Annotated in this window: 20 protein-coding genes and 1 pseudogene; 12 read left to right on the forward strand and 9 right to left on the reverse strand. The window is 69.2% G+C overall.

Annotated elements, in window-relative coordinates:
• Nucleotides 1-9 precede the first annotated feature (9 nt).
• The gene (locus ACZ31C_RS28290; protein ID WP_465797875.1) at nt 10-708 is read right to left on the reverse strand and encodes a hypothetical protein; all 699 of its coding nucleotides are present in this window, start codon (nt 706-708) and stop codon (nt 10-12) included.
• A gap of 165 nt (nt 709-873) precedes the next feature.
• Here ACZ31C_RS28290 and ACZ31C_RS28295 point away from each other — a divergent pair.
• A protein-coding gene (locus tag ACZ31C_RS28295) for an IS5 family transposase (RefSeq protein ID WP_465797876.1) occupies nt 874-1,766 on the forward strand; the annotation gives its coding sequence in 2 pieces (ribosomal slippage) (nt 874-1,218 and nt 1,221-1,766; 891 coding nt in all).
• Between the two features lie 230 nt (nt 1,767-1,996).
• Here ACZ31C_RS28295 and ACZ31C_RS28300 read toward each other — a convergent pair.
• Nucleotides 1,997-2,533: a TetR/AcrR family transcriptional regulator gene (locus ACZ31C_RS28300; RefSeq protein WP_465797944.1), complete on the reverse strand. Its 537-nt coding sequence runs from the start codon at nt 2,531-2,533 to the stop codon at nt 1,997-1,999.
• 145 nt (nt 2,534-2,678) lie between these two features.
• Between ACZ31C_RS28300 and ACZ31C_RS28305 the strand changes: the two genes are divergently transcribed.
• Nucleotides 2,679-3,335, forward strand: a complete 657-nt coding sequence (locus tag ACZ31C_RS28305; protein ID WP_465797877.1) for a CatB-related O-acetyltransferase — start codon at nt 2,679-2,681, stop codon at nt 3,333-3,335.
• A complete protein-coding gene (locus ACZ31C_RS28310) occupies nt 3,221-4,225 on the forward strand; it encodes a Vgb family protein (RefSeq protein WP_465797878.1) in 1,005 nt (334 codons plus the stop codon). The genes ACZ31C_RS28305 and ACZ31C_RS28310 overlap by 115 nt, the downstream gene beginning before the upstream one ends.
• A 178-nt stretch (nt 4,226-4,403) precedes the next feature.
• On the opposite strand, the gene ACZ31C_RS28315 is transcribed toward ACZ31C_RS28310, so the two are convergent.
• From ACZ31C_RS28315 to ACZ31C_RS28325, 3 genes are all read right to left on the reverse strand, one after another.
• Nucleotides 4,404-4,844, reverse strand: a complete 441-nt coding sequence (locus ACZ31C_RS28315) for a barstar family protein (RefSeq protein WP_465797879.1) — start codon at nt 4,842-4,844, stop codon at nt 4,404-4,406.
• 285 nt (nt 4,845-5,129) lie between these two features.
• A complete protein-coding gene (locus tag ACZ31C_RS28320) occupies nt 5,130-5,336 on the reverse strand; it encodes a hypothetical protein (protein WP_465797880.1) in 207 nt (68 codons plus the stop codon).
• An 861-nt stretch (nt 5,337-6,197) separates the two neighbouring features.
• The gene (locus tag ACZ31C_RS28325; protein WP_465797881.1) at nt 6,198-6,647 is read right to left on the reverse strand and encodes an ArsI/CadI family heavy metal resistance metalloenzyme; all 450 of its coding nucleotides are present in this window, start codon (nt 6,645-6,647) and stop codon (nt 6,198-6,200) included.
• A gap of 108 nt (nt 6,648-6,755) precedes the next feature.
• On the opposite strand from ACZ31C_RS28325, the gene ACZ31C_RS28330 reads away from it, so the two are divergent.
• The 3 genes from ACZ31C_RS28330 to ACZ31C_RS28340 are packed head-to-tail and all read left to right on the forward strand — an operon-like array spanning nt 6,756 to nt 8,262.
• Nucleotides 6,756-7,124, forward strand: a complete 369-nt coding sequence (locus ACZ31C_RS28330; protein ID WP_465797882.1) for an ArsR/SmtB family transcription factor — start codon at nt 6,756-6,758, stop codon at nt 7,122-7,124.
• Complete coding sequence (locus ACZ31C_RS28335; protein ID WP_465797883.1) at nt 7,121-7,858, forward strand: aquaporin; 738 nt, start codon at nt 7,121-7,123, stop codon at nt 7,856-7,858. Before ACZ31C_RS28330 ends, ACZ31C_RS28335 begins: the two co-directional genes overlap by 4 nt.
• The gene (locus ACZ31C_RS28340; RefSeq protein WP_465797884.1) at nt 7,855-8,262 is read left to right on the forward strand and encodes an arsenate reductase ArsC; all 408 of its coding nucleotides are present in this window, start codon (nt 7,855-7,857) and stop codon (nt 8,260-8,262) included. Before ACZ31C_RS28335 ends, ACZ31C_RS28340 begins: the two co-directional genes overlap by 4 nt.
• A 305-nt stretch (nt 8,263-8,567) precedes the next feature.
• Here the strand turns inward: ACZ31C_RS28340 and ACZ31C_RS28345 are convergent, their stop codons facing one another.
• Complete coding sequence (locus ACZ31C_RS28345; RefSeq protein WP_465797885.1) at nt 8,568-9,761, reverse strand: DUF418 domain-containing protein; 1,194 nt, start codon at nt 9,759-9,761, stop codon at nt 8,568-8,570.
• 260 nt (nt 9,762-10,021) lie between these two features.
• Here ACZ31C_RS28345 and ACZ31C_RS28350 point away from each other — a divergent pair, with 260 nt between their 5' ends.
• Together ACZ31C_RS28350 and ACZ31C_RS28355 are read left to right on the forward strand one after the other, a co-directional pair.
• On the forward strand, nt 10,022-11,023 hold the full coding sequence (locus ACZ31C_RS28350; RefSeq protein WP_465797886.1) for a GntR family transcriptional regulator: 1,002 nt from the start codon (nt 10,022-10,024) through the stop codon (nt 11,021-11,023).
• Nucleotides 11,024-11,419: 396 nt separating this feature from the next.
• The gene (locus ACZ31C_RS28355; RefSeq protein ID WP_465797887.1) at nt 11,420-12,589 is read left to right on the forward strand and encodes a GDSL-type esterase/lipase family protein; all 1,170 of its coding nucleotides are present in this window, start codon (nt 11,420-11,422) and stop codon (nt 12,587-12,589) included.
• Nucleotides 12,590-12,607: 18 nt separating this feature from the next.
• Here ACZ31C_RS28355 and ACZ31C_RS28360 read toward each other — a convergent pair whose 3' ends face one another.
• On the reverse strand, nt 12,608-13,891 hold the full coding sequence (locus ACZ31C_RS28360; RefSeq protein WP_465797888.1) for an IS256 family transposase: 1,284 nt from the start codon (nt 13,889-13,891) through the stop codon (nt 12,608-12,610).
• 48 nt (nt 13,892-13,939) lie between these two features.
• On the opposite strand from ACZ31C_RS28360, the pseudogene ACZ31C_RS28365 reads away from it, so the two are divergent.
• A pseudogene (locus ACZ31C_RS28365) lies at nt 13,940-14,215 on the forward strand (IS630 family transposase); the annotation flags it as partial.
• 17 nt (nt 14,216-14,232) lie between these two features.
• On the opposite strand, the gene ACZ31C_RS28370 reads toward ACZ31C_RS28365, so the two are convergent.
• Nucleotides 14,233-16,596 carry a TIR domain-containing protein gene (locus ACZ31C_RS28370; protein WP_465797889.1) on the reverse strand — a complete coding sequence of 788 codons (2,364 nt, stop codon included), beginning with the start codon at nt 16,594-16,596 and terminating at the stop codon, nt 14,233-14,235.
• A gap of 16 nt (nt 16,597-16,612) precedes the next feature.
• Nucleotides 16,613-18,862 carry a Vgb family protein gene (locus ACZ31C_RS28375; protein ID WP_465797890.1) on the reverse strand — a complete coding sequence of 750 codons (2,250 nt, stop codon included), beginning with the start codon at nt 18,860-18,862 and terminating at the stop codon, nt 16,613-16,615.
• Between the two features lie 262 nt (nt 18,863-19,124).
• On the opposite strand from ACZ31C_RS28375, the gene ACZ31C_RS28380 reads away from it, so the two are divergent.
• Genes ACZ31C_RS28380 through ACZ31C_RS28390 form a run of 3 tightly spaced genes read left to right on the forward strand, consistent with a single transcriptional unit; the run spans nt 19,125 to nt 21,414 of the window.
• On the forward strand, nt 19,125-20,336 hold the full coding sequence (locus tag ACZ31C_RS28380; protein ID WP_465797891.1) for a toll/interleukin-1 receptor domain-containing protein: 1,212 nt from the start codon (nt 19,125-19,127) through the stop codon (nt 20,334-20,336).
• The gene (locus ACZ31C_RS28385; RefSeq protein WP_465797892.1) at nt 20,333-20,956 is read left to right on the forward strand and encodes an SLOG domain-containing protein; all 624 of its coding nucleotides are present in this window, start codon (nt 20,333-20,335) and stop codon (nt 20,954-20,956) included. Before ACZ31C_RS28380 ends, ACZ31C_RS28385 begins: the two co-directional genes overlap by 4 nt.
• Nucleotides 20,953-21,414, forward strand: coding sequence for a hypothetical protein (locus ACZ31C_RS28390; RefSeq protein WP_465797893.1), 462 nt, complete (start codon nt 20,953-20,955; stop codon nt 21,412-21,414). Before ACZ31C_RS28385 ends, ACZ31C_RS28390 begins: the two co-directional genes overlap by 4 nt.
• Nucleotides 21,415-21,496: the final 82 nt, after the last annotated feature.

A 21,496-nucleotide genomic window follows, 5' to 3' on the forward strand; every position in this document is an offset into this window, starting at 1 on the left:
GACGGATGATCAACAGTCCGGCGAAGCGAGCCCTGCTGAACCCCGTCGCGCTTGGCTGCCGCCGACGTTCTGCTCTGCCCAGACGACAGCGGGGTCGATCCCGGAGCCGTTAGCAGAGCGGATACTCGGGCCTGGCGGACGGCCATCGACGCGCAGGTCGCTGAGGATGGAGGCGAGTCGGGCTGCAAGAGCCGCGTCGGCGAGCGCCAGTTCTGCGATGAGTGCAGCCGTAGCGGCGGAGAGAGCGCGGGTGAGCTCGGCTTCGTCGAGCGTACGGACCAGGGTGGTGTTCAGCGGCGCGGTCACTTCCGAGGGAAGCAGGTGGGCGCCTTTCGCGTAGCTCGTGGGATGACCGAGGCGTAAGCAGGCCAAGGAGAGAACCTGGCCGCGTAAGGCGCTGATCCACTGCTCGGCCTGCCACCAGCGGTGTCGTTGGATGCAGATCCACGCGTGCAGGGCGTGGTGCCATCCCAACCCGGCCAGAGTCCGCCGGCAGGGGGACGGGCCTTCCTTCGCCGGTGCGGGATGTCCGAAGACGGTACGCCAGTTCGGACCGTGTGGCCCGAACTCCGCAGCCGGGGTGAACCCGATGTCCACTTCGAGCACTCCGGGAAGCAGGAACACCCGATACACCGCCGAGCCGGACGGCAGGTCCCAGTGATGGACGGCGGCGAAGTCACGGTAGAGCAGCTCAGTCCAGCGATGCATCGCTGAATCCAGCGAACCTTCGATACCGAGCGCCAGGTCGATGTCCGACCATCGGTCGCCGCCGTCGACGGCGTGGGATCCGGTGATGGCGGCCCCGACGACGGCGGGATCACCTTCGGCTAGGTTTTGTCCTGCGGATCATGAGTCTCGCTCGTTAAGCCCGGTATGGCGCGAGGTGATCTCACGAGTCACGAGTGGGCTGTGCTGGCACCGTTGCTGCCGGGGCAGCCTGTTCGGGGTGGGCAGTGGCGGGACCATCGGCAGGTCATCAACGCGATCTGCTGGGTGAAGCGCACCGGCTCGCCGTGGCGGGATCTTCCCGAGCGGTACGGGTCATGGAAGACCGCCCACGGACGGTTCAGCCGGTGGGCGGCCGACGGGACGTGGGCCCGGTTGAAGGCCCACGTCATCGCTCTCGCGGAACTGGACGACGGCATCGACTGGAACGCCCAGGTCGATGCCACCATCGTGCGGACCCACCAGCACGCCGCCGGTGCCCGTAAAGGGGGCTGAGTCGGGAACAGTCGCGGGCAGCACAGGCCATCGGCCGCTCCCGGGGTGGTCTCACCACGAAGATCCACACTCTGGCCGACGGGCGTGGCCGTTCCCTGGCCACCCGGATCACCCCTGGTCAGGCGGCTGACACCCGCCAGTTGATTCCACTGCTGGAGCAGATCCGCGTGCCCCGCTCCGGGGGTGTGGGCCGGCCGCGTAAGCGACCCGACTCGCTCACCGGCGACAAGGCGTACTCCTCTCGCGCGAACCGGACCGCCCTGCGGGACAAGGGCATCACCACGGTCATCCCCGAGCCCAACGACCAGATCGCCAACCGGAAGCGGCGGGGACGACACGGCGGCCGACCACCGACGTTCGACCCGGTCGCCTACCGGCGCCGTAACCAGGTCGAACGTGGTTTCAACCGGCGTAAACACTGGCGAGGACTGGCTACCAGGTACGACAAGCTCGCGGCCAACTTCCAGGCCACCCTCGACCTGGTCGAAACCCTCGACTGGCTACGCGCCGTCCCCGACACCCAAGATCCGCGAGACAGAACCTAGGCCGAGCAACTGCTCCCGGATCGAGTCACGCTTGCTGACGGAGAACACCACGCCACCGTATCGCCTCGATTCCGATGACATGAGCGTTACTGACGGCCGCACGATCCTCTCCTCTGGCCGAGAGTGCGCGTCTGCGTCGTTGCCATGTGTTGATGGTCGAGCCTGGTCGGTAGCCGTGCGACATCGGCGAAGCACTGTGGCATCGCTGAGCTTGGGGGGCGGCGTTGTGCTTATCGGTTGGTGAAGGCGCCTGCGCGGGCGGCGGTGGCCGCGCTGCGGGCGACAAGTTTGGGAAGGTACGCGTCGGCTGCCGCTCGCATGAGTACCAGCTCGTGATACAGCGGAGCGGTGGCGGCGATGAGCAGCCGACGCGCATCGGTGCCGGCCGGTATCTCACCGCGTTCGACGGCCCGTCGCACGATGTCGGCACAGCGGTCGTACCGGCCGGCCCAGAAGCCGCGCAGGGCCTCGGCGGCCTGTTCGGAACGGAACGACGCGGCGATCAGCGCGAGGGTCACCGGGTCGGCGGTCAGTGCGGCATGAACCTCGTGGTTGACCGCGGTCAGGTCGCCTTCGAGCGAACCTGTGTCGGGTGGGCGCCATGCGTCGACGCTCGCCTCGTCCAAAATGTCGGCCAGCAGGCCACCGACATCCCGCCAGCGCCGGTACACCGTCGTGCGGTGCACGCCCGAGCGCTCGGCCACCACGTCGATGCTCAGCGAGTCGTAGCCGTGCTGCACCAACTGCGCGAGCGCGGCGTCGAGCACGCGGCGACGGACCGCTGCGCTGCGTCCGCCGGGCCGACGCACCCGGCCGGTCCCGGACTCATCGGAAAGATCGCTTGTCGGTCGCGGCGACGCCATGCCACGATGTTATCGCTACATTAGTAGCGTTTAACGAACGGGGGTTTCCTTGACACCTGATCCCACGGCCCTTCACCCGGTGGCGGCGCATCCACGCGTGGTGTTCCTCAAGGCGCTGGTCACCTCGCCCAAGATCATCGTCGGGGACTACACGTACTACGACGATCCCGACGACGCGACCGGCTTCGAGCGACACAACGTGCTCTACGGCTACGGACCGGAAAGGCTGATCATCGGCAAGTTCTGCGCGATAGCGGCAGGTACCCGGTTCCTGATGGCCGGCGGAGACCACCCGGTCATGGGCCCGTCCACCTTCCCGTTCACCCTCTTCGGCGGCGAATGGGCCGAGCGGACCCTCGATGTCGTGAGCGCCATGCCCAGCCGCGGCGACACCGTCGTCGGCAACGACGTGTGGTTCGGCTACCGGGCCACTGTCATGCCAGGCGTACGCATCGGCGACGCAGCGATCATCGCGGCCGGCGCGGTGGTCGCCACCGACGTCCCGGCCTACACCATCGTCGGCGGGAATCCGGCGAGACCGATCCGGCAACGCTTCAGCGACCAAGACATCCACCGGCTGCGGCGGGCCGCGTGGTGGGACTGGCCCGCCGACCTGATCGACCAGCACTGCCGCACCCTGATGGCCGGCACACCGGCCGAGATCGAACGCATCGCCATCGAGAACGGACTGGAGCAGGCCCCGTGACATCAGCCGTCATTCAGGAACACGCAGTGACCGACGCCAGCGGCGGTCTGTACGCCGTCACCACCGGCCCCGACAGCGCCCTGTGGTTCACGCTCGCCCACAGCGGCCAGATCGGACGCATGGTCCCCGGGGAGAAGCCCACCACGTACCAACTCGACCCCGCCGGGCAGCCCACCATCATCGTCGCCGGCCCCGACGGCGCACTGTGGTTCACCGAGTCTCGGGCCCACCACATCGGCAGAATCACCACCGACGGTGAGACCACCCGATTCCCCGTACCCAGCCGCAACGGCGGACCATACGGCATCGCCCCCGGGCCCGACGGCGCCCTGTGGTTCACCGAGATGAACGCCGATCGCATCGGCCGGATCACCACCGACGGCGAGACCACCGATTTCCCACTGCCGGTCACCGGCGCCTACCCGTCGGCCATCGCCGCCGGTACCGACGGCGGAATGTGGTTCACGATGAACCAGGCGAACGCGATCGGCCGGATCGACACGGACGGCGCCATCACCACGCACCCATTGCCGACGGAAGCCGCCGCCCCCGTAGGGATCACCGCCGGCCCCGACGACGCCGTCTGGTTCGTCGAGATCGCTGCCGGCCAGATCGGGCGGATCACCCCCGACGGCACGATCCACGAGTTTCCGCTACCCGACCGCGCCAGCCGCCCTCACGCCATCGCCACCAGCAACAACGGCGACCTATGGTTCACCGAGTGGGAAGGCAACCGGGTCGGCTCCATCACCACGAACGGGAAGATCGAAGTCCATGATCTGCCCACCCCCCGCTCCGAGCCGCACGGCATCACCCTCGGACCCGACGGCGCCCTGTGGACAGCGCTGGAAAACGGCACCCTGGCCCGCATTACCACCCCTGGTCGCTAATGGCGGCTGCGTCCCGATTGACCGTTCGGACTGCAAATCGCATGATCGTCCGTACGCACCTGCCGCCGACCGCGCATCGTCCGTCGGCGGCATCGTCGCACTCCGTGCACTGTAGTTCGACGGCTGGAGCCTCCCTGCGGCACGCTCGCCTTCGCCGGACTTGCGAGCGGTGTGGATTTCAGCGTCTCTTCTGGAGTGCTCGGCTGATGTCCTGCCGCAGATGCGCCGCTTCTTCGTCTCGGTCACACAGCAGTAGAACCTTGAACGGGACGGCCTTTCCCTCCGGTTGCCCGAGGGGGCTGGCCCAGTGGTGAACTGCCTGGGCGAGGATGCGGAAGAGTGTGTGCCGGTCCTGGGAGTTGTCCGGCAGTAGCTGGGGCGCGTTGTCGATGATCACCAGGTAGCCGTCCGCCGGCAGCCAGTGCAGATCTCTGAGGCAGTCGGACAGTGCGTTCCAGTTCCAGCCGAAGTAGCTCGGAAACAGCAAGGCGTCCGAGAAGTCGTAGGAGACGTGGTCGGCGTCCGCCATTCTCGTGCCGTCGAGGCGGGCGACCACGAACCGGCCGGACGCCGGTAGCACCGCGGCCAACTCCACCAGCGAACCACGCGAGTAGACCATGAGCGGTTCCCTGGAGCGATGCCACGCTTCGTCCGTCATCCTGTCCACCTCGATCGACGGTCTCTACAGCAACTACGGCATCATGCGCCAGACCGCTCAGCACTGCCGGCCTCCGACAGGTTCCTGACGAGTCGAGTCTGTTGTCGGAACAGCGCCGGAACTGAGCGTGCCCTGAGCGTCACCCGAGTGGCTCGCCTTCACCGTCTTGCAGCGAACCTGCGGCTGCGGCTAGACGCCGGTAACGGCCATGTTCAATAGTTGTGGCCGCTACCAGGCGGTCTGAAATCAGCCGCTTCGACGGTTGCCGTACTGGCGAGGACTCTGCACCGTGCCGGAACGGCCGTGGGCGCGGCTCGGGGTACCCCCGGTGTGGTTGGCGGTCGCCTTGCCCTTGGACCGGCGTGCCGCCCGGTTCTGGAAGGGCTGTGGCTGCTCCTCGGCTTCCGTTTCCGCGTCGGCGGTGGGATCGGCGTCGCTGGTGGCGTCGGTCATCGGTGTCTCCTCGTGCTGTTCAGGACTGGGCTATTCGCGGCGGATCTGGAAGCGTGGCCGCCGCGATACGCAGACGGTAGCGGGCAGGCCGACCCGAGTCGGGACCGACTGCCCGGTTACACCATCCAGCCACGCCAGAGCCCTCGCCAGGGTGATCCAACCACGACGCCGTCCGAGCACCATCCGTACCTCTGCCGGTTCCCACCGCACGTCCGCGAGCACCGTAGCTGGGATCCGACGCCATCGCCCTAACGATTTGCGGGATCACGACGACGCTCAGGTGTCCGGATCTCCCGCGACCCGGAAACGAGGGCGAACGGTGGGAGAGCAGACTGAGCAGCACGAATCTCGTGTAGTTCGATGCGTTAGTCGAGCCGCTGCGTCAGAAATCGGTGGCCTCGTCAGCCGAGCAAGGCTTAGCGCTCATCGAGGGACGCACCGCCACCGCCGCCGAGGTTGCCAACCTAGAGAAGCAGCTCGGCGTGACGTTGCCCGAGAAGTGCGGCGGGCTCGACGGACGTCGCCAAGGCTGCGGTGACAGATGCCTACAGCGGCCTGAAGAACCTGCTGCGAGGCCGCCTGGCCGGACGCCCGCAGGCGGAAGCGGCACTCGATGCGCGAGAGATCGAGCCGGGCCGCTGGCAGGCTGCGCTGAACGCCGACCTGACCGACAGCGGCGCGGACACCGACGAGCAGATCCTCGCCGCCGCACGTCTGCTGCTGGCGCTCGCGGACCCAGGTGGGGTGGGGGCCTGCAGGCATCAGGTCGACGTGCCCCATCCCGCCCGCCGCCGGGCTCGCGCTGTCTCGCGAGGGTCCAGGCGTTGCGGGCGGGACGTTTGCCGCTGTGGTGGTGTGCGGTCAGCAGCAGGTACCGGTGGTGGCGGGCTGCTTGTCGGCGGCGGGGGTGTCGCAGGCGCTCGCGGTGGTCTTCTCCAGGTGGTCGGAGTCGGCCTTGACGGTGTAGACCTCCCAGGGTTCGTCACCGGGGCCACGCACCCAGACCTTGTCCTGGAGGGCGTAGCAGCATTCGGTGCTGTTCTCCTCCAGGGTGATCAGGCCGGATTCGGTGAGGCGCTGGGTGGCCGCGTTGACCTCTTCGGTGGTGGAGACCTCGACGCCCAGGTGGTCCATCACGGTCGGCTGGCCGGGCTCGCCCGCCAGGAGCACGAGCTTCAACGGCGGGTTCTGGACGGCGAAGTTGGCGTAGCCGGTGCGACGCTTGGCCGGTTCGACACCGAACAGCTTCGAGTAGAAGGCCACGGAGCCTTCGAGGTCGGACACGCGCAGGGCAAGTTGAACGCGGGACATGGGCTCTCTCCTCTCGACAGGACCGCCATCACCGACCCGTCCTGCCTAGATGAATTTCGAATCAACCCCCACGTTGCCCCTTGTTTTGAAATCTGTCAACCTAGACGCATGTCGAAACAAGCCGTACCGGTGGTCGACCTGAACGCCGTGGCCTGCTGCGCCCCGATCGCGGCCCGTCCGATGGACGACGACCAGGCGGCAGTGGTCGCCCCGATGTTCAAGGCCCTGGGCGACCCGGTCCGGCTCCGACTGATGTCGATGATCGCCTCGGTACCGGAGATCTGCGTCTGTGACCTGACCCCGGCGTTCGACCTGTCCGGGCCCACCATCTCCCACCACCTGCGGGTGCTGCGAGACGCGGGCCTGGTGGACTCCGAGCGGCGGGGCACCTGGGTCTGGTACCGGGTCCGCCCGGAAGCCTTCCGGCAGCTCGGCGCACTGCTGGACATCCCCACGGCCCCCCGGGTCTGCGGGTGAGCCTCGCGCTGGCCCGGCGGGCAAGCGCAGAGTTCACCGGTACGGCCCTGCTGGTCACCGCCGTCGTCGGCTCCGGGATCGCCGCCACCCGACTCTCCCCGACAGATGTGGGGCTCCAGCTCCTGGAGAACGCGGTTGCCACCGCCCTCGCGCTGGGCGCGTTGATCCTGATGTTCGGCCCCGTGTCGGGCGCGCACTTCAATCCGGTCGTCTCGGCCGTCGACTGGTGGCTCGGCCGCCGGTCCGCGACCGGTCTGACCTTCCGGGACCTGGCCGGCTACGTCTGGGCGCAGGTCACCGGGGCCGCCGCCGGGGCGGTTCTGGCCGCCCTCATGTTCGGGCTCCCGCCGGTCACCTCGTCCCACACCGACCGCACCGGCGGAAATCTGTGGCTGGCCGAGGTGGTCGCCACCGCCGGGCTGGTCCTCCTGGTCTTCGCCCTCGCCCGCTCCGGCCGCACCACCGCGGCCCCGGCCGCCGTCGGCGCCTACATCGGAGCGGCCTACTGGTTCACCTCCTCGACCTCCTTCGCCAACCCGGCGGTCACCATCGGCCGGGCCTTCACCGACACCTTCGCGGGCATCGCCCCCGCCTCCGTGCCCGGCTTCGTCGCCGCCCAGCTCGTCGGCGGCCTGGTGGCCGTCGCCGCCCTCGCCGCCTGGTACCCCCACGCCGGACACGCCGCCGACGCGGTGGTCGTGCCCCACCCCACCCGAGAAAGCGAAGCTCGATGACCGACAAGCCCAGCGTCCTGTTCGTCTGCGTCCACAACGCCGGTCGCTCCCAGATGGCCGCCGCCTGGCTCCGCCACCTCGCCGGGAACACCGTCGAGGTCCGCTCCGCAGGCAGCGCACCCACCGACCAGATCAATCCCACCGCCGTCGAAGCCATGCGAGAAGTCGGCATCGACATCACCGACCAGACCCCGACCCGACTCACCTGGGACACCGCCGAAACCAGCGACATCATCGTCACCATGGGCTGCGGCGACGCCTGCCCCGTCTTCCCCGGCAAACGCTACGAAGACTGGAAACTCACCGACCCCGCCGGTCAACCCCTCGACGTCTTCCGCCGAGTCCGCGACGACATCAAGACCCACGTCACCGAACTACTCGCCAGCATCAAGCCGGAGACCTGACAACCACCCACCCGCAACTCCCGGTCTCCCTGAGGGGGTCTGCTGCGGAGGTGGGGGACGCGGTTGGTGTCGGCGTACTCGGCGTGGCGGGTTCAACGTCCGTCACAGGCAGACCAACGAACGCGAACCGAACTCGATTCGCCTTTCTCAAGGCGGATGGTTCGCCGGACCCATCGCCGTAACCGTCGAACTGATCGCGCGCCGCCTGCTGGTCGGTGATGCCCGCCTGGGTTGAGGCGACGCGGACAGGTGGACGCGGCCTCGACGGCCAGCTGCGGGGCCGGGGGTCGGCCCAGGGCTTCCGCCTACCCGAGACTGTTTCCGGTGGTACCCGGTGCGCCCCGGTAGGTGAGGCGGCGCAGCGCCACCTCGGCCGGTCCGCGTACGCCCCGGCGGCGCATGAGGTCGGCGAGCAGCACCGTGGTCAGCCACACCGCCACCGCGATGCCCACGCCCACTGCGGGTGAGGTCAACTGCAGGTGGAGTGTGTAGGAGGAGAACAGTGCCGCCCAGGCCACCGACTGGGCCAGGTAGAAGGTCATGGAGCGCTGTCCGAGTGCGGCCAGGGCGTTGGCCACCGGTCCCTGCCGGCCGGCGAGGCGGGCCGCGACGAGGGCGATCAGCGCCGCATAACCCAAACCGCCCGCGTAGCCGCTCGCCTGGTGCAGGGCGGTGGTGACCAGGACGTCTCCCGGGTTGACGTCGGTCCACACCCCCGCCTTGTCCAAGGCCAAGGGGAGACCGGCCACCGCGGCCAGGGGGATACCCACGAACGCGGTCACGCGCAACAGCCGCAGGTGCTCGTGGGGCCGCTCCAGAAGACGGTGCCGAGCCGCCAGCACGCCGAGCAGGAACGGGACGAGGGTGCTGACGAGCATCATCACGAACAGGACCGAGTACAGGGTCAGACGGAAGACGAGTTCGTTCACGAACCCGTCGGGCAGCACTGGCATGCCCTGCCCCGTCATGGCCATGTCGGCAGCGACCAGGGCATGGACGGCTGCAGCCACGGGCATCCAAAGCACTGCCAGGAGCACCAGGGTCCGGTCTCGCAGCCGCAGAACGCCCACCAGGAGCAGCGCCACCAGGCCGTAGACCGCCAGGATGTCCCCGGGGAAGAGCAGCACCGCGTGTCCCAGCCCGAAGACGATCAACCACAGGCCGCGCCGGCGTAGCAGCCCCCGGGTCCGGGTCCAGGCGTGCTCCTGCTCGCTGCGGCGTCGGTAGATCACGGCCAGGCCGTAACCGAACAGGGCCGCAAACATGGGGTAGCCGCGCAGGTCGACGAACATGACGGTGCCCGCGGTGGTGATCTGGTCCGCAGTGGTGAGGGAGTTCTCGGGACCACCGATGAACACGGTGAACAGGTGCGTGTGGGCAAGCGCGATGACCAGAAGCATGACGCCACGGGCCAGATCCGGCGCCAGGGAACGGCGGTCGAGCGGGAGCGGACCGGAAGCGGGAGCGGTCCGCTGCCCGGTAGTGGACGTGTAGGACATGGTGGCCTCCAAAGGGCCGCAGATTATGCGAAACGGCGTACGCGTCGAGGTGCACTCTCCGGGGCGGAGTGTACATAGTAAACACGCTGTAGATTTCCGTGTTGAGCCCCGTTGCGCCGGTATTACCACCCTAGAAGCACTAGTGCAGTAAGGGCGATGGAAGACTCGCGGGTTCAGCCTGGCGCCTGGAGAACAGGCAGTTCGCGCTCCCCTGTGCACTAGTACACTGAAGCGATGGGGAACAGTCGAAGGGGCCAGTGATGTCCGCCACTGCGGAACAGAAGTTGCCGCCCTACGCGCAGGTTGTCGCCGATATCCGTGCGCGTATCGAGGCCAGGGAACTGCGACCGGGCGAGCGGGTGCCCTCCACGAGAGAGATCATGCGCGAGTGGGGTGTGGCCATGGCCACCGCCACCAAGGCGCTTGCGGCCCTGCGCCAGGAAGGCCTGGTCGAAGCGGTGCGCGGGGTAGGGACCCTCGTGCGGGATGCGCCCGTCGCTACGCCGAAAGCACGTGGGCCACAGGGGCAGCGGGTGCGCCCGCGTCCGGCGGAGGCAGGAGGAGGCCGCCCGACCACCGAGACCGCCATTACCAGAGAGGCCATCGTTCGGGCCGCGATCACCATCGCCGACGCCGAGGGCATCGACGGCCTGTCCATGCGCAGGGTCGCCACCCACCTGAGGGTGAGCACCATGGCCCTGTACCGCCACGTCGCGAGCAAAGAGGCGCTGGCAACGGCAATGATCGACCAGGTCTACACGGAGCACGCCCTGCCCGAACCGCCGCCCGCCGACTGGCGACGAGCCCTCGAGTTGGCGCTCCTGACTGAGTGGGACATCTACCGGAGGCACCCCTGGGCAATTCGACTGACCATGCTCGCCGGGGCGGTCCAGTCCCCTGGGCTTGTGGAGAACGCCGAGTGGATGATGAAGGTGATCACCGCCCCGGGGCGCTCCCCGGACGACGCCCTGGCGATCCTCACCTTCGTGTCCGCCTACACCTCCGGCATGGCTCTCCAGGCCACGCGGGCGGTGGTAGAGGAGTACGAGTTCGGAATGGACGCCGAACACTGGTGGAGGTCCAGGGGTCCGGAGTTCCTCAGGATCGCCGAGCAAGGCCGGTTCCCCCTGACGTTCAGCGTCTCGGGGCCGCCCGACGTACACGCGATCTTCGGCCTCGGTATGAAACACCTGCTCGACGGACTCGCGCCGCTGATTGAAGGTCGAGGAGGCTCACCACAGGATCTGACGGCAGAGCCGTGATGGCACTCAGGGTCCGGGGCTACCGCCGCATCACCGCCTACGCGGGAGGCCGAGCTTGTAGCGGGCTTGGAAGCGGATCGCCGGGTCGTTGTCGTCGGCCAGGATGCGGAGAATCCGCGGCGGGATGGGGGACTTGACAATGAGCGACCAGCGCACGTGGACGGAGCGGTCGGTGGCGAGTCTCGTCAGGTCCTCGTCTTCGAGTTGGGTCTGCTGTGCCGATAAGTGACGTCTGAGTTGGCTTGGCCTGGTGGCAGGCTGGAAGGAAATCGCTGTGCCCGAGCCTAAACCCCCTTACGAGGTGGCCCGGTACGGCCGCGAACACGACAGGCAGTACCCGGCACTCGGATGGTCCTCGCCCTGCGCGACCACCCATCCCGACCATGGATTGAGAGTATGACCTCCTCCTGGACCACTACCCCGATCAGCACGGACCTCCTACGCGGCGCACTCGACGTCGAGCACACCGCATGTGGGCTGCTGCCGCACAGGCTGCCCGCCTGGGCACGCGCCCAGAACACCGACGGACAGCTCGCCATGGTAGAGGCCCAGCCCGCCGGCGTGCGGCTGGCCGTTCGGACCCAGGCCACCGCAGTCGAGCTGGACACGCTGCCCACCCGATACACCTACCCCGGCCTGCCGTCCCGCCCCGACGGCGTCTACGACCTGCTCGTCGACGGCCAGCTGGCCGGCCAGGCCAGCGTCACCGGCGGCGACACGGTGACCATCGACATGACCACCGGGACCACGGAGCGTCGGCCCGGTCCACCCGGCACCGTCCGCTTCACCGGCCTGCCCGACCGGATGAAGGACCTCGAGATCTGGCTACCGCACAACGAGACAACCGAGCTCGTCGCCCTGCGCACCGACGCACCGGTGACACCGACACCGGAGCAGGGACGCCGGGTGTGGCTGCACCACGGCAGTTCCATCAGTCAGGGCTCCAACGCGACCAGTCCCAGCGCCACCTGGCCCGCTCTCGCCGCGTCCTTCGGCGATGTCGACCTGGTTAATCTCGGCTTCGGCGGGAGCGCGTTGCTCGACCCGTTCACTGCCCGATCCATGCGCGACACCCCGGCTGATCTCATCAGCGTGAAGATCGGCATCAACCTGGTCAACACCGATGTGATGCGGCTTCGGGCCTTCGCCCCGGCCGTGCACGGCTTCCTCGACACCATCCGCGAGGGCCACCCGAGCACGCCGTTGCTGGTCGTCTCCCCGATCTACTGTCCGATCCACGAGGACACCCCCGGCCCCGGTGCGTTCGACCTCGCCGCCCTCAGCGCCGGCCAGGTGCGGTTCCGGGCCACCGGCGACCCGGCGGAACGGGCAAGCGGGAAGCTCACCCTCGGCGTCATCCGCGACGAACTGGTGCGGATCACCGCCCAGCGCGCGGCCCGCGATCCGCATCTGCATTACCTCGACGGCCTTGACCTCTACGACAAGACCGACTTCGCCGAGATGCCGCTGCCCGACGAGCTTCACCCGGACACCGCCGCCCACCGACGCATCGCCGAACGTTTCGCGAAGCAGGCATTCACTGGGGAGTGTCAAGTTAACGGCTGATCTTGGTTGTTGAGGTGGTCAGTTGTTGGCCGGGGTGAGCCGGCCTTCGAAGGCGATCTGGAAGGCGTTCAGGGGTGCTTTCCAGCGCATGGTCCAGCGTCGGCGCCCGGTGCCGGTCGGGTCGAGGCTCATCAAGGCCATGTAGACACACTTCAAGGCGGCTTGCTCGTTGGGGAAGTGGCCGCGAGCTCGCACGGCCTTGCGGATGCGGGCGTTGACCGACTCGATCGCGTTGGTGGAGCAGATGACCGTGCGGATCTCGACGTCGAAGGCGAGGAAGGGCACGAACTCGGCCCAGGCGTTCTCCCACAGCTTCACGATCGCCGAATACTTGCGGCCCCACGCCTCGGCGAACTCGAGGAACCGTTCGGTCGCGGCGTCCTCCGTCGGCGCGGTGCAGACGGGCTTGAGCGCTTTGGCGATCTTGTCCCAGTCCTGCCTCGCCGCGTAGCGGAACGAGTTGCGCAGCAGATGTACCACGCACGTCTGCACGATTGTGCGCGGCCACACCGTCTCGACCGCCTCGGGCAGGCCCTTGAGCCCGTCGCAGACGAGCATGAGCACGTCGGCGACGCCGCGGTTCTTCAGCTCGGTCAGCACGTGCAGCCAGTGCTTGGCGCCCTCGCCGCCGTCACCGGCCCAGATACCGAGGATGTCGCGGTGGCCGTCAACAGTGACCGCCATCGCGAGGTAGATCGGCCGGTTCGCGACCTGCCCATCGCGGATCTTGACGTTGATGGCGTCGATGAACACGACCGGGTAGACCCTGTCGAGGGGCCGGTTCTGCCACTCGGCCATGCCGTCCATGACCTTGTCGGTGATGGTGGAGATGGTCTGCTTGGACACCTCAGCCCCGTAGACCTCGGCCAGGTGCGCGGCGATTTCGCCGTGGGTCAACCCCTTGGCCGACAACGACAGGACCATGTCGTCGACGCCGGTCAGGCGGCGCTGCCGTTTGCGCACGATCTGCGGCTCGAACGTGCCCGCCGCGTCTCGCGGAACGCGGACCTCGACCGGCCCGACGTCGGTGAGCACGGTCTTGGTCCGGCTGCCGTTACGAGTGTTCCCACTACCACGACCAGTAGGGTCGTGCTTGTCGTAGCCGACGTGATCGGTGATCTCACCGTCCAACGCCGACTCCAGGACCCGCTTGGTGAGCTGCTGCAACAGCCCACCCTCACCGGTCAGCTTCAGCCCGTCACCACGAGCTCGATCGACCAGCATCGCGATCAACTGCTCATCCGTGACCGCATCCGCCGGCCTCGCGGCCGGCTCCTGTCCCGAGGTGATCTCGGTCGTCATCTGGCGTCTCTCCCTTGATCGGTCGATCAGCCGTTATTTGTACAGTCCCGCGCCTGGCTGGCCCGGCATCCCCGCTTTCACATGCACTTCACCCCAACCGGCTCCAGCTGGCTCAACCAGGTCGAACGCTGGTTCGGCCACCTCACCGACCAGAAGATCCGCCGCGGCGCACACAAAAGCGTCCAAGCCCTGGAAACCGACATCCGATCCTGGATCGCCGACTGGAACGCCAACCTCAGACCGTTCACCTGGACCAAGACCGCCGACGAGATCCTCGAATCACTCGCCCGATTCTGTAAACGAATTTCCGGCGCAGGACACTAGCGGCACCGCCTCGGCGGTCAGCGCCCGGGACCGCTGGGATGACTCGTCGGCGGCGCCGCCGGCAGCACGCGGATCCGGATGAGTTGTCCGGCCTGCGTGGTAGCCCACACCGCGCCGCCGGCATGAATGACCTGGCGCAGCCGCCCGACGGTGAAACGGCCGAGCGGCTGGAGGTCCGCCGTCGACACCAGATGCAACGTCCCCGCGTCCGTGCCCAGCCAGAGCCCCTCCGTGCCACCGACCAGCGCGGTGAGCTCGTGGGTGGATGGTCTGCTGCCGAGCGCGGTCGCGGAGTCGGGGCCGAGCCTGCTGATCACCCGGTTGGTCCGGTGCCCGCCCCATGCCCCGGCTGGGTCGCAGCCGAGCAGGTCGCCGTCGGCCGATCCGCGCGCGGCCTCGCCACTCGCCGGGTCGATGCTCCAGCTCTGGCCGTCCCCGGCCACCCAGATCCGGCCCTGGCAGACCTGGAGTGCGCTCGGTGCCGCGTCGATGGGGAAGCGGGCGGCGATCCGGCCCGTGCTGACGTCCAGGCGCAGCACGGCCCGGTCGCTCGGGCTGGCGAGCCAGAGCGAGCCCTCGTGCATGACGATGGCTGTCACGCCGTCGGGGACCGGATGGTCGGCCGTGATGCGCTCCGCACGAGGATCGATCTGGGACACCCGGGACGGGCCGCCCCGCAGCACCCAGAGGCTGTCGCCACCGACGGTGAGGGCCCCGGGCGGACCGTCCACCGGGATCCGGCTGGCAACCCGACCGCTGCCCGCATCCACCCGAAGGACGGTCCGGGTGGCCTTGTCGCCCACCCAAATCGCCCCGAATCCGCCGGCCAGCCCACTCGCGTCCGCCGCGACGCGGCTGCGGAGCAGGGACCCCGGCGCGGAGTCGACGGCGTCGTACGAGGGGAGCGCGACCACTTCGGAGGCCGTGAACCACGAGACGGTGCCGTCCTTCGCGTTCGCCACCCAGACCTGGTCCCCGGCCACGACCGTCGTCGTGGGGCCGCGCCCCACGGCCACCGCCGCGGTCCGTCTGCCCGTGGCCGCGTCGTACCGGGCGACCAGGTCTGCTCCGTAGCTCGCCACCCACACCGTGTCGCGGTCGATCGCTATCCCGTACGGCAACGTGGCCGCGTCTCGGCGGTCCCCGCTCGCGCCAGCACCGGCCGGGTACCGCCCAATCGACTCGTCGCTGCCATCGTCCGTCGGGTGCGAGATCCACACGTACGCCTCGTCGGCCGCCATGCCCAGGACGTTGCCACCCGGCTGGAAGCGCTCCACCTCGCGGTTGTTTGCCAGGTCGATGCGGTGCACCGTGTGGGCCGGTGCGGCGCTGTCACCGACCCAGAGCATCGTCCCGTTGGTCGCCAGGCTGATCGGGTTCCCGCCGACCGGAACCCGCTCCGCCACCCGCCGCCGGGCCGGGTCGACCCGGGCGATCGACCCGCCCATCGTCTCCGCAACCCACAAGCTTCCCCGGGCGACCGCGAAGGCCGCCGGTCCGGCACCCACCGGCAGCGTCTGCACCACCTTCCGCTTGCGGGGGTCGATGCGGGCCAGGGTGCTGTCCTCGTTGTTGGCCACCCATACCTGCCCCAGCGGGTCGAGCGCGATAGCAAGCGGCTCGTCACCGACCGGGATGGTGTCGGTCGGCTCCCCGCTGGCTCGGTCGAGCCGTGTCACCGTGTCGTCGTCCCGGTTGGCGACCCACACCGCGTCGGAGCCGACTGCCAGCGCGGTGGGCGCCTGGCCCACCGTCGCGACGTTCACCCGAGCCAGGTCGGTGTCGTCCAGCACGGTGCCGGCCGGCGCGGGGCCCGTCGGCAGTCCCAGGAGAACTGCGGCCGCCACGGTGCCAACAGCCGTGACCGCCGCCAGGGCGGCGGTGGCCCGCCGCACCGGACTCCAGCGGGTGTGGATTCCGTTGGCGCGGATCCGCGCCACCACCTTCTCGACGTCGGAGCCGGCGCCGCGCAGTGGTTGCGGCAGGCAGTCGCCGAACTCCCGGATGTCGTCGGGCAGTGCGTCGACGGGCGGCAGCGTGGCCGGCCGGACTACCACCGGGATGATCGGGATCGCCCGCTCCAGTGCCGTGCGGATCTCCCAACGCACCCAGTCCTGCGGGTCGTCGAGGCGTCGGCGACCGGTGACGTCCCGCGCGTCCAGCCACTTGCAGTCAATTACCACGGTCATCACACGGCAACGCCGCGCGGCATCCCGGATAGCGCCGCTGTACCGGTCCCCCGGGCGCAGCGAATCCACGTCGCGGAAGACCCGGTCGGCGCCGAACCGCTGGCGCAGCCGCTCGTACAGCCACGCGGCCTGCTGCGCGCCGTCCGTGACGCGGTAGCTGATGAAGATGTCGGGATGTGAACGCTTCGCCACGGCACCGGACCTGTCGTCAGTGCAGCGGAGACAACCGCAGCAGGGAGTTCGACCGGGTACAGGTGAACCAGGTGTCGCCGGCGTAGCCGGTGACCGACTGCGGAAGGTCGCACACGGACAGCCGCAGGGTGACCTCGAGCTCCCGCAGGTCGATCGCCTGCAGGGTCGGCTGCTCTGCGGTGACGACCCACACCCGATCCGCGTCCGCGCTGAGCCCGAGCGGGCCGCCGCCGACGCTCACCTGGCCCGTCTCCCGCCCCGACGCCGGGTCCAGCCGGATGACGTCGCCCTTGCGTGCCTGGCTCACGAAGATCCCGTCGGCGGCGCCGACGACGCCGCCCCCGGGCATGCCCTCCACCGGTCCTGTCCACAGCACCTGGGTCGTCCGCGCGTCGAACTTCGTTACGGCGCCGCCGGACCCCGACAGTGAACCGCCGTTCGCTACCCATATGGCACCGTCAACCGCGTCCACCCGTAGGGGTCGGCGCGCCGCCGGCACCCGAGCGACCTCCGCCATCGAGGTCGGGTCTATCCCGACGAGGACGTCGGCGTCCGCGCTCGTCAGCCACACCCGATCGACGGAGGCCGCCATGCCCAGCACCGTCGGTGGAATGGGCACCCGGCGCACCACCCTACCGGTCCGATGGTCGATCTTCGCGAGTTCGTGGCTGTCGTTGACCGCCACGAAGATCGCGTCAGCGCCGGCCGCCAGGGTGTGCGGCGACCCACCCACCGGAACGGTGCGCCTCACCCGACCGCTGACGGCGTCCACCTCGGTGACGGTGCCGTCGTCCGCGTTGCCGACCCAGATCGAGCCGAACGCCGCGACCACGCCGACCGGATCCTCCCCGACCCGTACCGTCGTAAGCACCGCGTGAGGATGGAGCCGGGCCCCCGCGTTCAGGCCGTGCAGCTGCGCGCGGGACAGCCGGGTCACCGTGCCGTCGGCCATGCCGGTGGCCCACAGCGAATCCCCGGCCACAGCGACGGCGGACGGTCGGCGGCCCGTCGGCGCCACGCCGACGACCTGCCACGTTCGCATGTCGATCTCGATCAGCCGGTTTTCGTTCACCAGCGCCGCCCACGCCGATTCGTCGTCCACGGCGACCGCCGCCGGAAAGTCGCCGACCTCGACCGCGGCGATTGGGTGGTCGTCATCGAGGCCGATCCGCAGCACCGCGTGCGCCGTCCGGTCGTCACCGGGGCTCGCTACCCACAGTGCGCCGGCACCGGCCGCGATGCCGAGGACGGAACGACCGACCGCGATCACCTCACCGGTGCGGTTGTCAGCCGGCAGGATCCGGGTGACGGTGTGATCCTCGAAGTCGGCCACCCACAGGGTGGAGCCATCGAAGGTGAGCGCCCCAGGCAGCCGACCCACCGGGATCCTGGCGAGAATCTTTCCGCTGCGTGGGTGCAGGCGCACGACGGCGTCGGCGCCCGAGACGGCCACCCACACACCACCCGCCGCGACCACCACCCCGGTCGGGGCACTGCCCACGGGGATCCTCCGGACGACTTTCCGGGTCTTGCCGTCCACCTGGAAGACCGTGCCGTCCTCGTTGTTGGCGACCCAGACCTGGCCCTCTGCGTCGACCGCCACCCCCATGGGTTGGTCTCCCACCTTGACGGGGGCGCTGGCGTTGCCCGACCGACGGTCGATCCGGGTCACGGTGTCGTCATCCGAGTTCGCCACCCAGATCGCGTCGGGCCCGACCGCTAGGGCGCGGGGGTCGGCGCCGGTCGTGTACACGTCGTTGCGGACTACGTCACGATCCGTGGTGTGTCGCGCCTCCCCGGGCAAAGCGACGTCACCCGGCCACAGAGCCACCCCCGTCCCCAGGACCGCCGCGGTCACGACGCCGGCGACAGCCCCGAGAAGAAGCCGCCGCCGCCGCGGCGGCACCCCCACCTGCCGGGGAATCGCCGCAGCGTCCAACCCCGCGGTGTCGTGCCGAATCCACCGTGCCTGGATGCTGGCGAGCGGACGCAGGTCTTCGGGCAGGTCATGCGCTTCCGGCGATTCGGCCCGGTCGACCAGAATCGGCACCACCCGCACCGACGGGGCGCATAGCGCAGCGGCCACCGTGCGACGGAGCGCGTCGTCCACGTTCCACAGCAGGGGGCGGCCCTGGTCGTCCGCGGCGGTGAGCCACTCGGCGTCCATGACCACCAGCACGAAGCTGCACCGCCAGGCGAGCTCGGCCGGGTCCGACCCGCCGGTGGCATGGTGGTCGACGGTGCGGTGTACCCGGCGGGCACCCACCCGCCTCGCGCACGCACGGGCGAGGCGGTCCGCGGCGAAGTCGCCCGGACCGGGCCGGCTGCAGATCAGGATGTCACCGTCGACGCCCCGCCCGAACTTCAGAACTTCCCCCCAATGTCGCAGGCCGAGCTGCAATCGGCACCGTTCGGATGCCTGCATTGAACCCGACCGCCACGGCGCGCCACAACCGATCGACTGTCGTATCAGCGACACCGGAACGCGATACGCGGATGACAGACTGACCGGTGAGGGGAGGACCGCCGTGCGGGCGACGCCGCCGTACCGACTCGTCGTCCTCGGCGCCGATCGCGCCTGGGCTGACGAGGTGGCGGGGGCATGCGACCGGGCGGTCAGTGCGATCGTCGGACTGCGGCCCATGATCGCGGTCGACCGCCGCCTGCCCGAGTCGGAGGATCCGGCCGACGCCCCGCCACACTCCCTCGTGGTCTTCCTGGCCGACCGGCGCAGCCGCCGCGACGGGGAGCTGCTTGGGCAGGTGGCGAGGGCCCGGGCACGATCACTCCCGGTCCTGCCGTTGGCCCGCTCCGCCGCCGACGTTCCGTCGGCCTTGCCGTCGGCGCTACGACCGCTGCACGCCGCCGTCTGGACCGACCCGGGCACCATCCGCGCCGTCCTGCGGCTGCTCGGCCTGGTCGAACGGCGACGCCGGCTGTTCCTCTCCTATCGTCGTCAGGAGACCAGCGAACTCGCGCTCCAGCTGCGGGAGCACCTCTCACGGCGGTCCTTCGACGTCTTCCTCGACCGGTTCAGCGTGCCGCCGGCCGCGGACTTCCAGCGTCGCATCGACATCGAACTCTCGGACAAGGCGTTCGTCCTGTTGCTCGAGGGCCCGTCCGCCACGGAATCGCCGTGGGTGCAGCACGAGGTGACGTACGCGCTGGCCCACGGCATCTCCCTGATGGCGCTCACCCTGCCGGGCGTGACCGACCGGGAGCGGTTTCCCACGGTGGACGAGGCGTTCCGATATCGACTCACCGCCCGCGACCTCTCGGCGGCGGGCCCGGATGCGCCCGGCGAGACCGGCGTAGGCGGGCCCCCACTTACCGCTGCCGCGCTGGCCGCGGTGCTCGACGAGATCGAGAACCGGTACGCCCGACAGCTGCGTCAGCGACGTGAGCAGTTGCTCGGTAGCCTGGCGGGCTGGCTTGACCTGGCCGGCCACCGCCCGACGTCGACCGACAACGAGTGGGCACTGGTCACCGCGCCGCCCCGGGGACGGGCCGTTGCCTATCTGGTCACCCCGCGCGCCCCCGCACCGTCCGACGTGCGGGACCTGGACCGGCTTCGGGGCCCGACTGCGCGACCTGGCGGTCGCCTGCCCGACGGATGCCTGGTTCACGCGGCACGGACCCTTGACCCGGACGAGGAAAATTTGATCAAGTGGATCATCCACAACCGACCGTTGACCACGCGTCCGCACCACGCGGTGCCCGATCTATTAGGCCTGTCATGACCACGCTTGACAACCAGCGCCTGTTCCTTTCCACGAGCTTTCCCAGCGGTGAGCGCGGGGAGCGGTTCCGCCCGTACGACGTGGGGGCGATCGCCGACGCGGTGACCGCTCTCGTCCGAGCGATCCTGCGAGCACGCGGCCAGCTGGTCTTCGGTGCTCATCCGACCATCAGCCCGCTCGTGCTCACGATCGCCGATGAGATGGACGCTTCACCTACCATCGAGATGTATCAGTCGCGGCACTTCGCCGAGCAGCTACCCGAGGAGACCCTGCGGCTGATCGACCGCGGGCTCGCCCGGGTCCACTGGACGGAGCGGGATCCCGACGGCGACCGTGAGCGCAGCCTACGCGTCATGCGGGAGCAGATGGTGACCACTGGTGCGCTCACGGCCGCCCTCTTCGTTGGCGGGATGGAGGGGGTGATCGACGAGTATGAGCTCATGGGGCGTCTCCAGCCGGCGGTCCCCCGGTTGCCGCTGCGGGCACCGGGCGGAGCGGCGCGGCGACTGCCGTCCGGTGCTCACCCGGTCGAGGAGCACCTGTCCGAAGCGTTGGCCTCTCCGCGCTATCCAGCGCTCGCCCACGAGGTCGTGGCGACGCTTACGGCCACCCTGCCATGACCGATATCCCGCAGATCAGCGAGCCCGCCGTCGTCGCTGGCGAGAGCGTGCTCGGCACCGACCGGCTCAAGCACCTGGAGTTCATCCAGGCGATCGTAGCCCGGCTGGGAAACAGTTCCTTCCTCATGCGGGGATGGACGCTGACGATCGTCTCGGCGCTGCTCGCGCTCCTTACGACCCGATTCCACCCGTGGCTGGCCGCGGCCGGGCTCGTGCCGCTCACTGCGTTCTGGTTCCTCGACGGCTACTTCCTCTGGCAGGAGCGGCTGTTCCGGGCCCTGTACGACGACGTGCGCATGGCATCCTCATCGGTGCCTCTCATGTCGATGGACGTGCGGCCCTACACCCGAGTCAGGACCTGGCGGGCCGCCACCTTCTCTCGGACGCTCGCGCTGTTCTACGTTCCACTCGGTCTCCTGAACGTGGCTTTAGTCACCGCAGCCGCCATCGCTGGTTAAGAGGCGTCTGCACGGCGGCTGCGCCCGCCGTTATACGGAATCCCCGGCAGCTCTGGATCAAACCGCAGTACGTCGCCGACCA

The organism is Micromonospora sp. NPDC023869 (assembly GCF_055559695.1).

Excerpts from the sequence above, each read along its gene's own strand:
- ACZ31C_RS28385 (WP_465797892.1), top strand. The coding sequence starts at position 20,333 with ATGACCACGCTTGACAACCAGCGCCTGTTCCTTTCCACGAGCTTTCCC.
- ACZ31C_RS28345 (WP_465797885.1), bottom strand. The coding sequence starts at position 9,761 with ATGTCCTACACGTCCACTACCGGGCAGCGGACCGCTCCCGCTTCCGGT.
- ACZ31C_RS28315 (WP_465797879.1), bottom strand. The coding sequence starts at position 4,844 with ATGGTCTACTCGCGTGGTTCGCTGGTGGAGTTGGCCGCGGTGCTACCG.
- ACZ31C_RS28325 (WP_465797881.1), bottom strand. The coding sequence starts at position 6,647 with ATGTCCCGCGTTCAACTTGCCCTGCGCGTGTCCGACCTCGAAGGCTCC.
- ACZ31C_RS28350 (WP_465797886.1), top strand. The coding sequence starts at position 10,022 with ATGTCCGCCACTGCGGAACAGAAGTTGCCGCCCTACGCGCAGGTTGTC.
- ACZ31C_RS28330 (WP_465797882.1), top strand. The coding sequence starts at position 6,756 with ATGTCGAAACAAGCCGTACCGGTGGTCGACCTGAACGCCGTGGCCTGC.
- ACZ31C_RS28390 (WP_465797893.1), top strand. The coding sequence starts at position 20,953 with ATGACCGATATCCCGCAGATCAGCGAGCCCGCCGTCGTCGCTGGCGAG.
- ACZ31C_RS28355 (WP_465797887.1), top strand. The coding sequence starts at position 11,420 with ATGACCTCCTCCTGGACCACTACCCCGATCAGCACGGACCTCCTACGC.
- ACZ31C_RS28290 (WP_465797875.1), bottom strand. The coding sequence starts at position 708 with ATGCATCGCTGGACTGAGCTGCTCTACCGTGACTTCGCCGCCGTCCAT.
- ACZ31C_RS28340 (WP_465797884.1), top strand. The coding sequence starts at position 7,855 with ATGACCGACAAGCCCAGCGTCCTGTTCGTCTGCGTCCACAACGCCGGT.
- ACZ31C_RS28360 (WP_465797888.1), bottom strand. The coding sequence starts at position 13,891 with ATGACGACCGAGATCACCTCGGGACAGGAGCCGGCCGCGAGGCCGGCG.
- ACZ31C_RS28320 (WP_465797880.1), bottom strand. The coding sequence starts at position 5,336 with ATGACCGACGCCACCAGCGACGCCGATCCCACCGCCGACGCGGAAACG.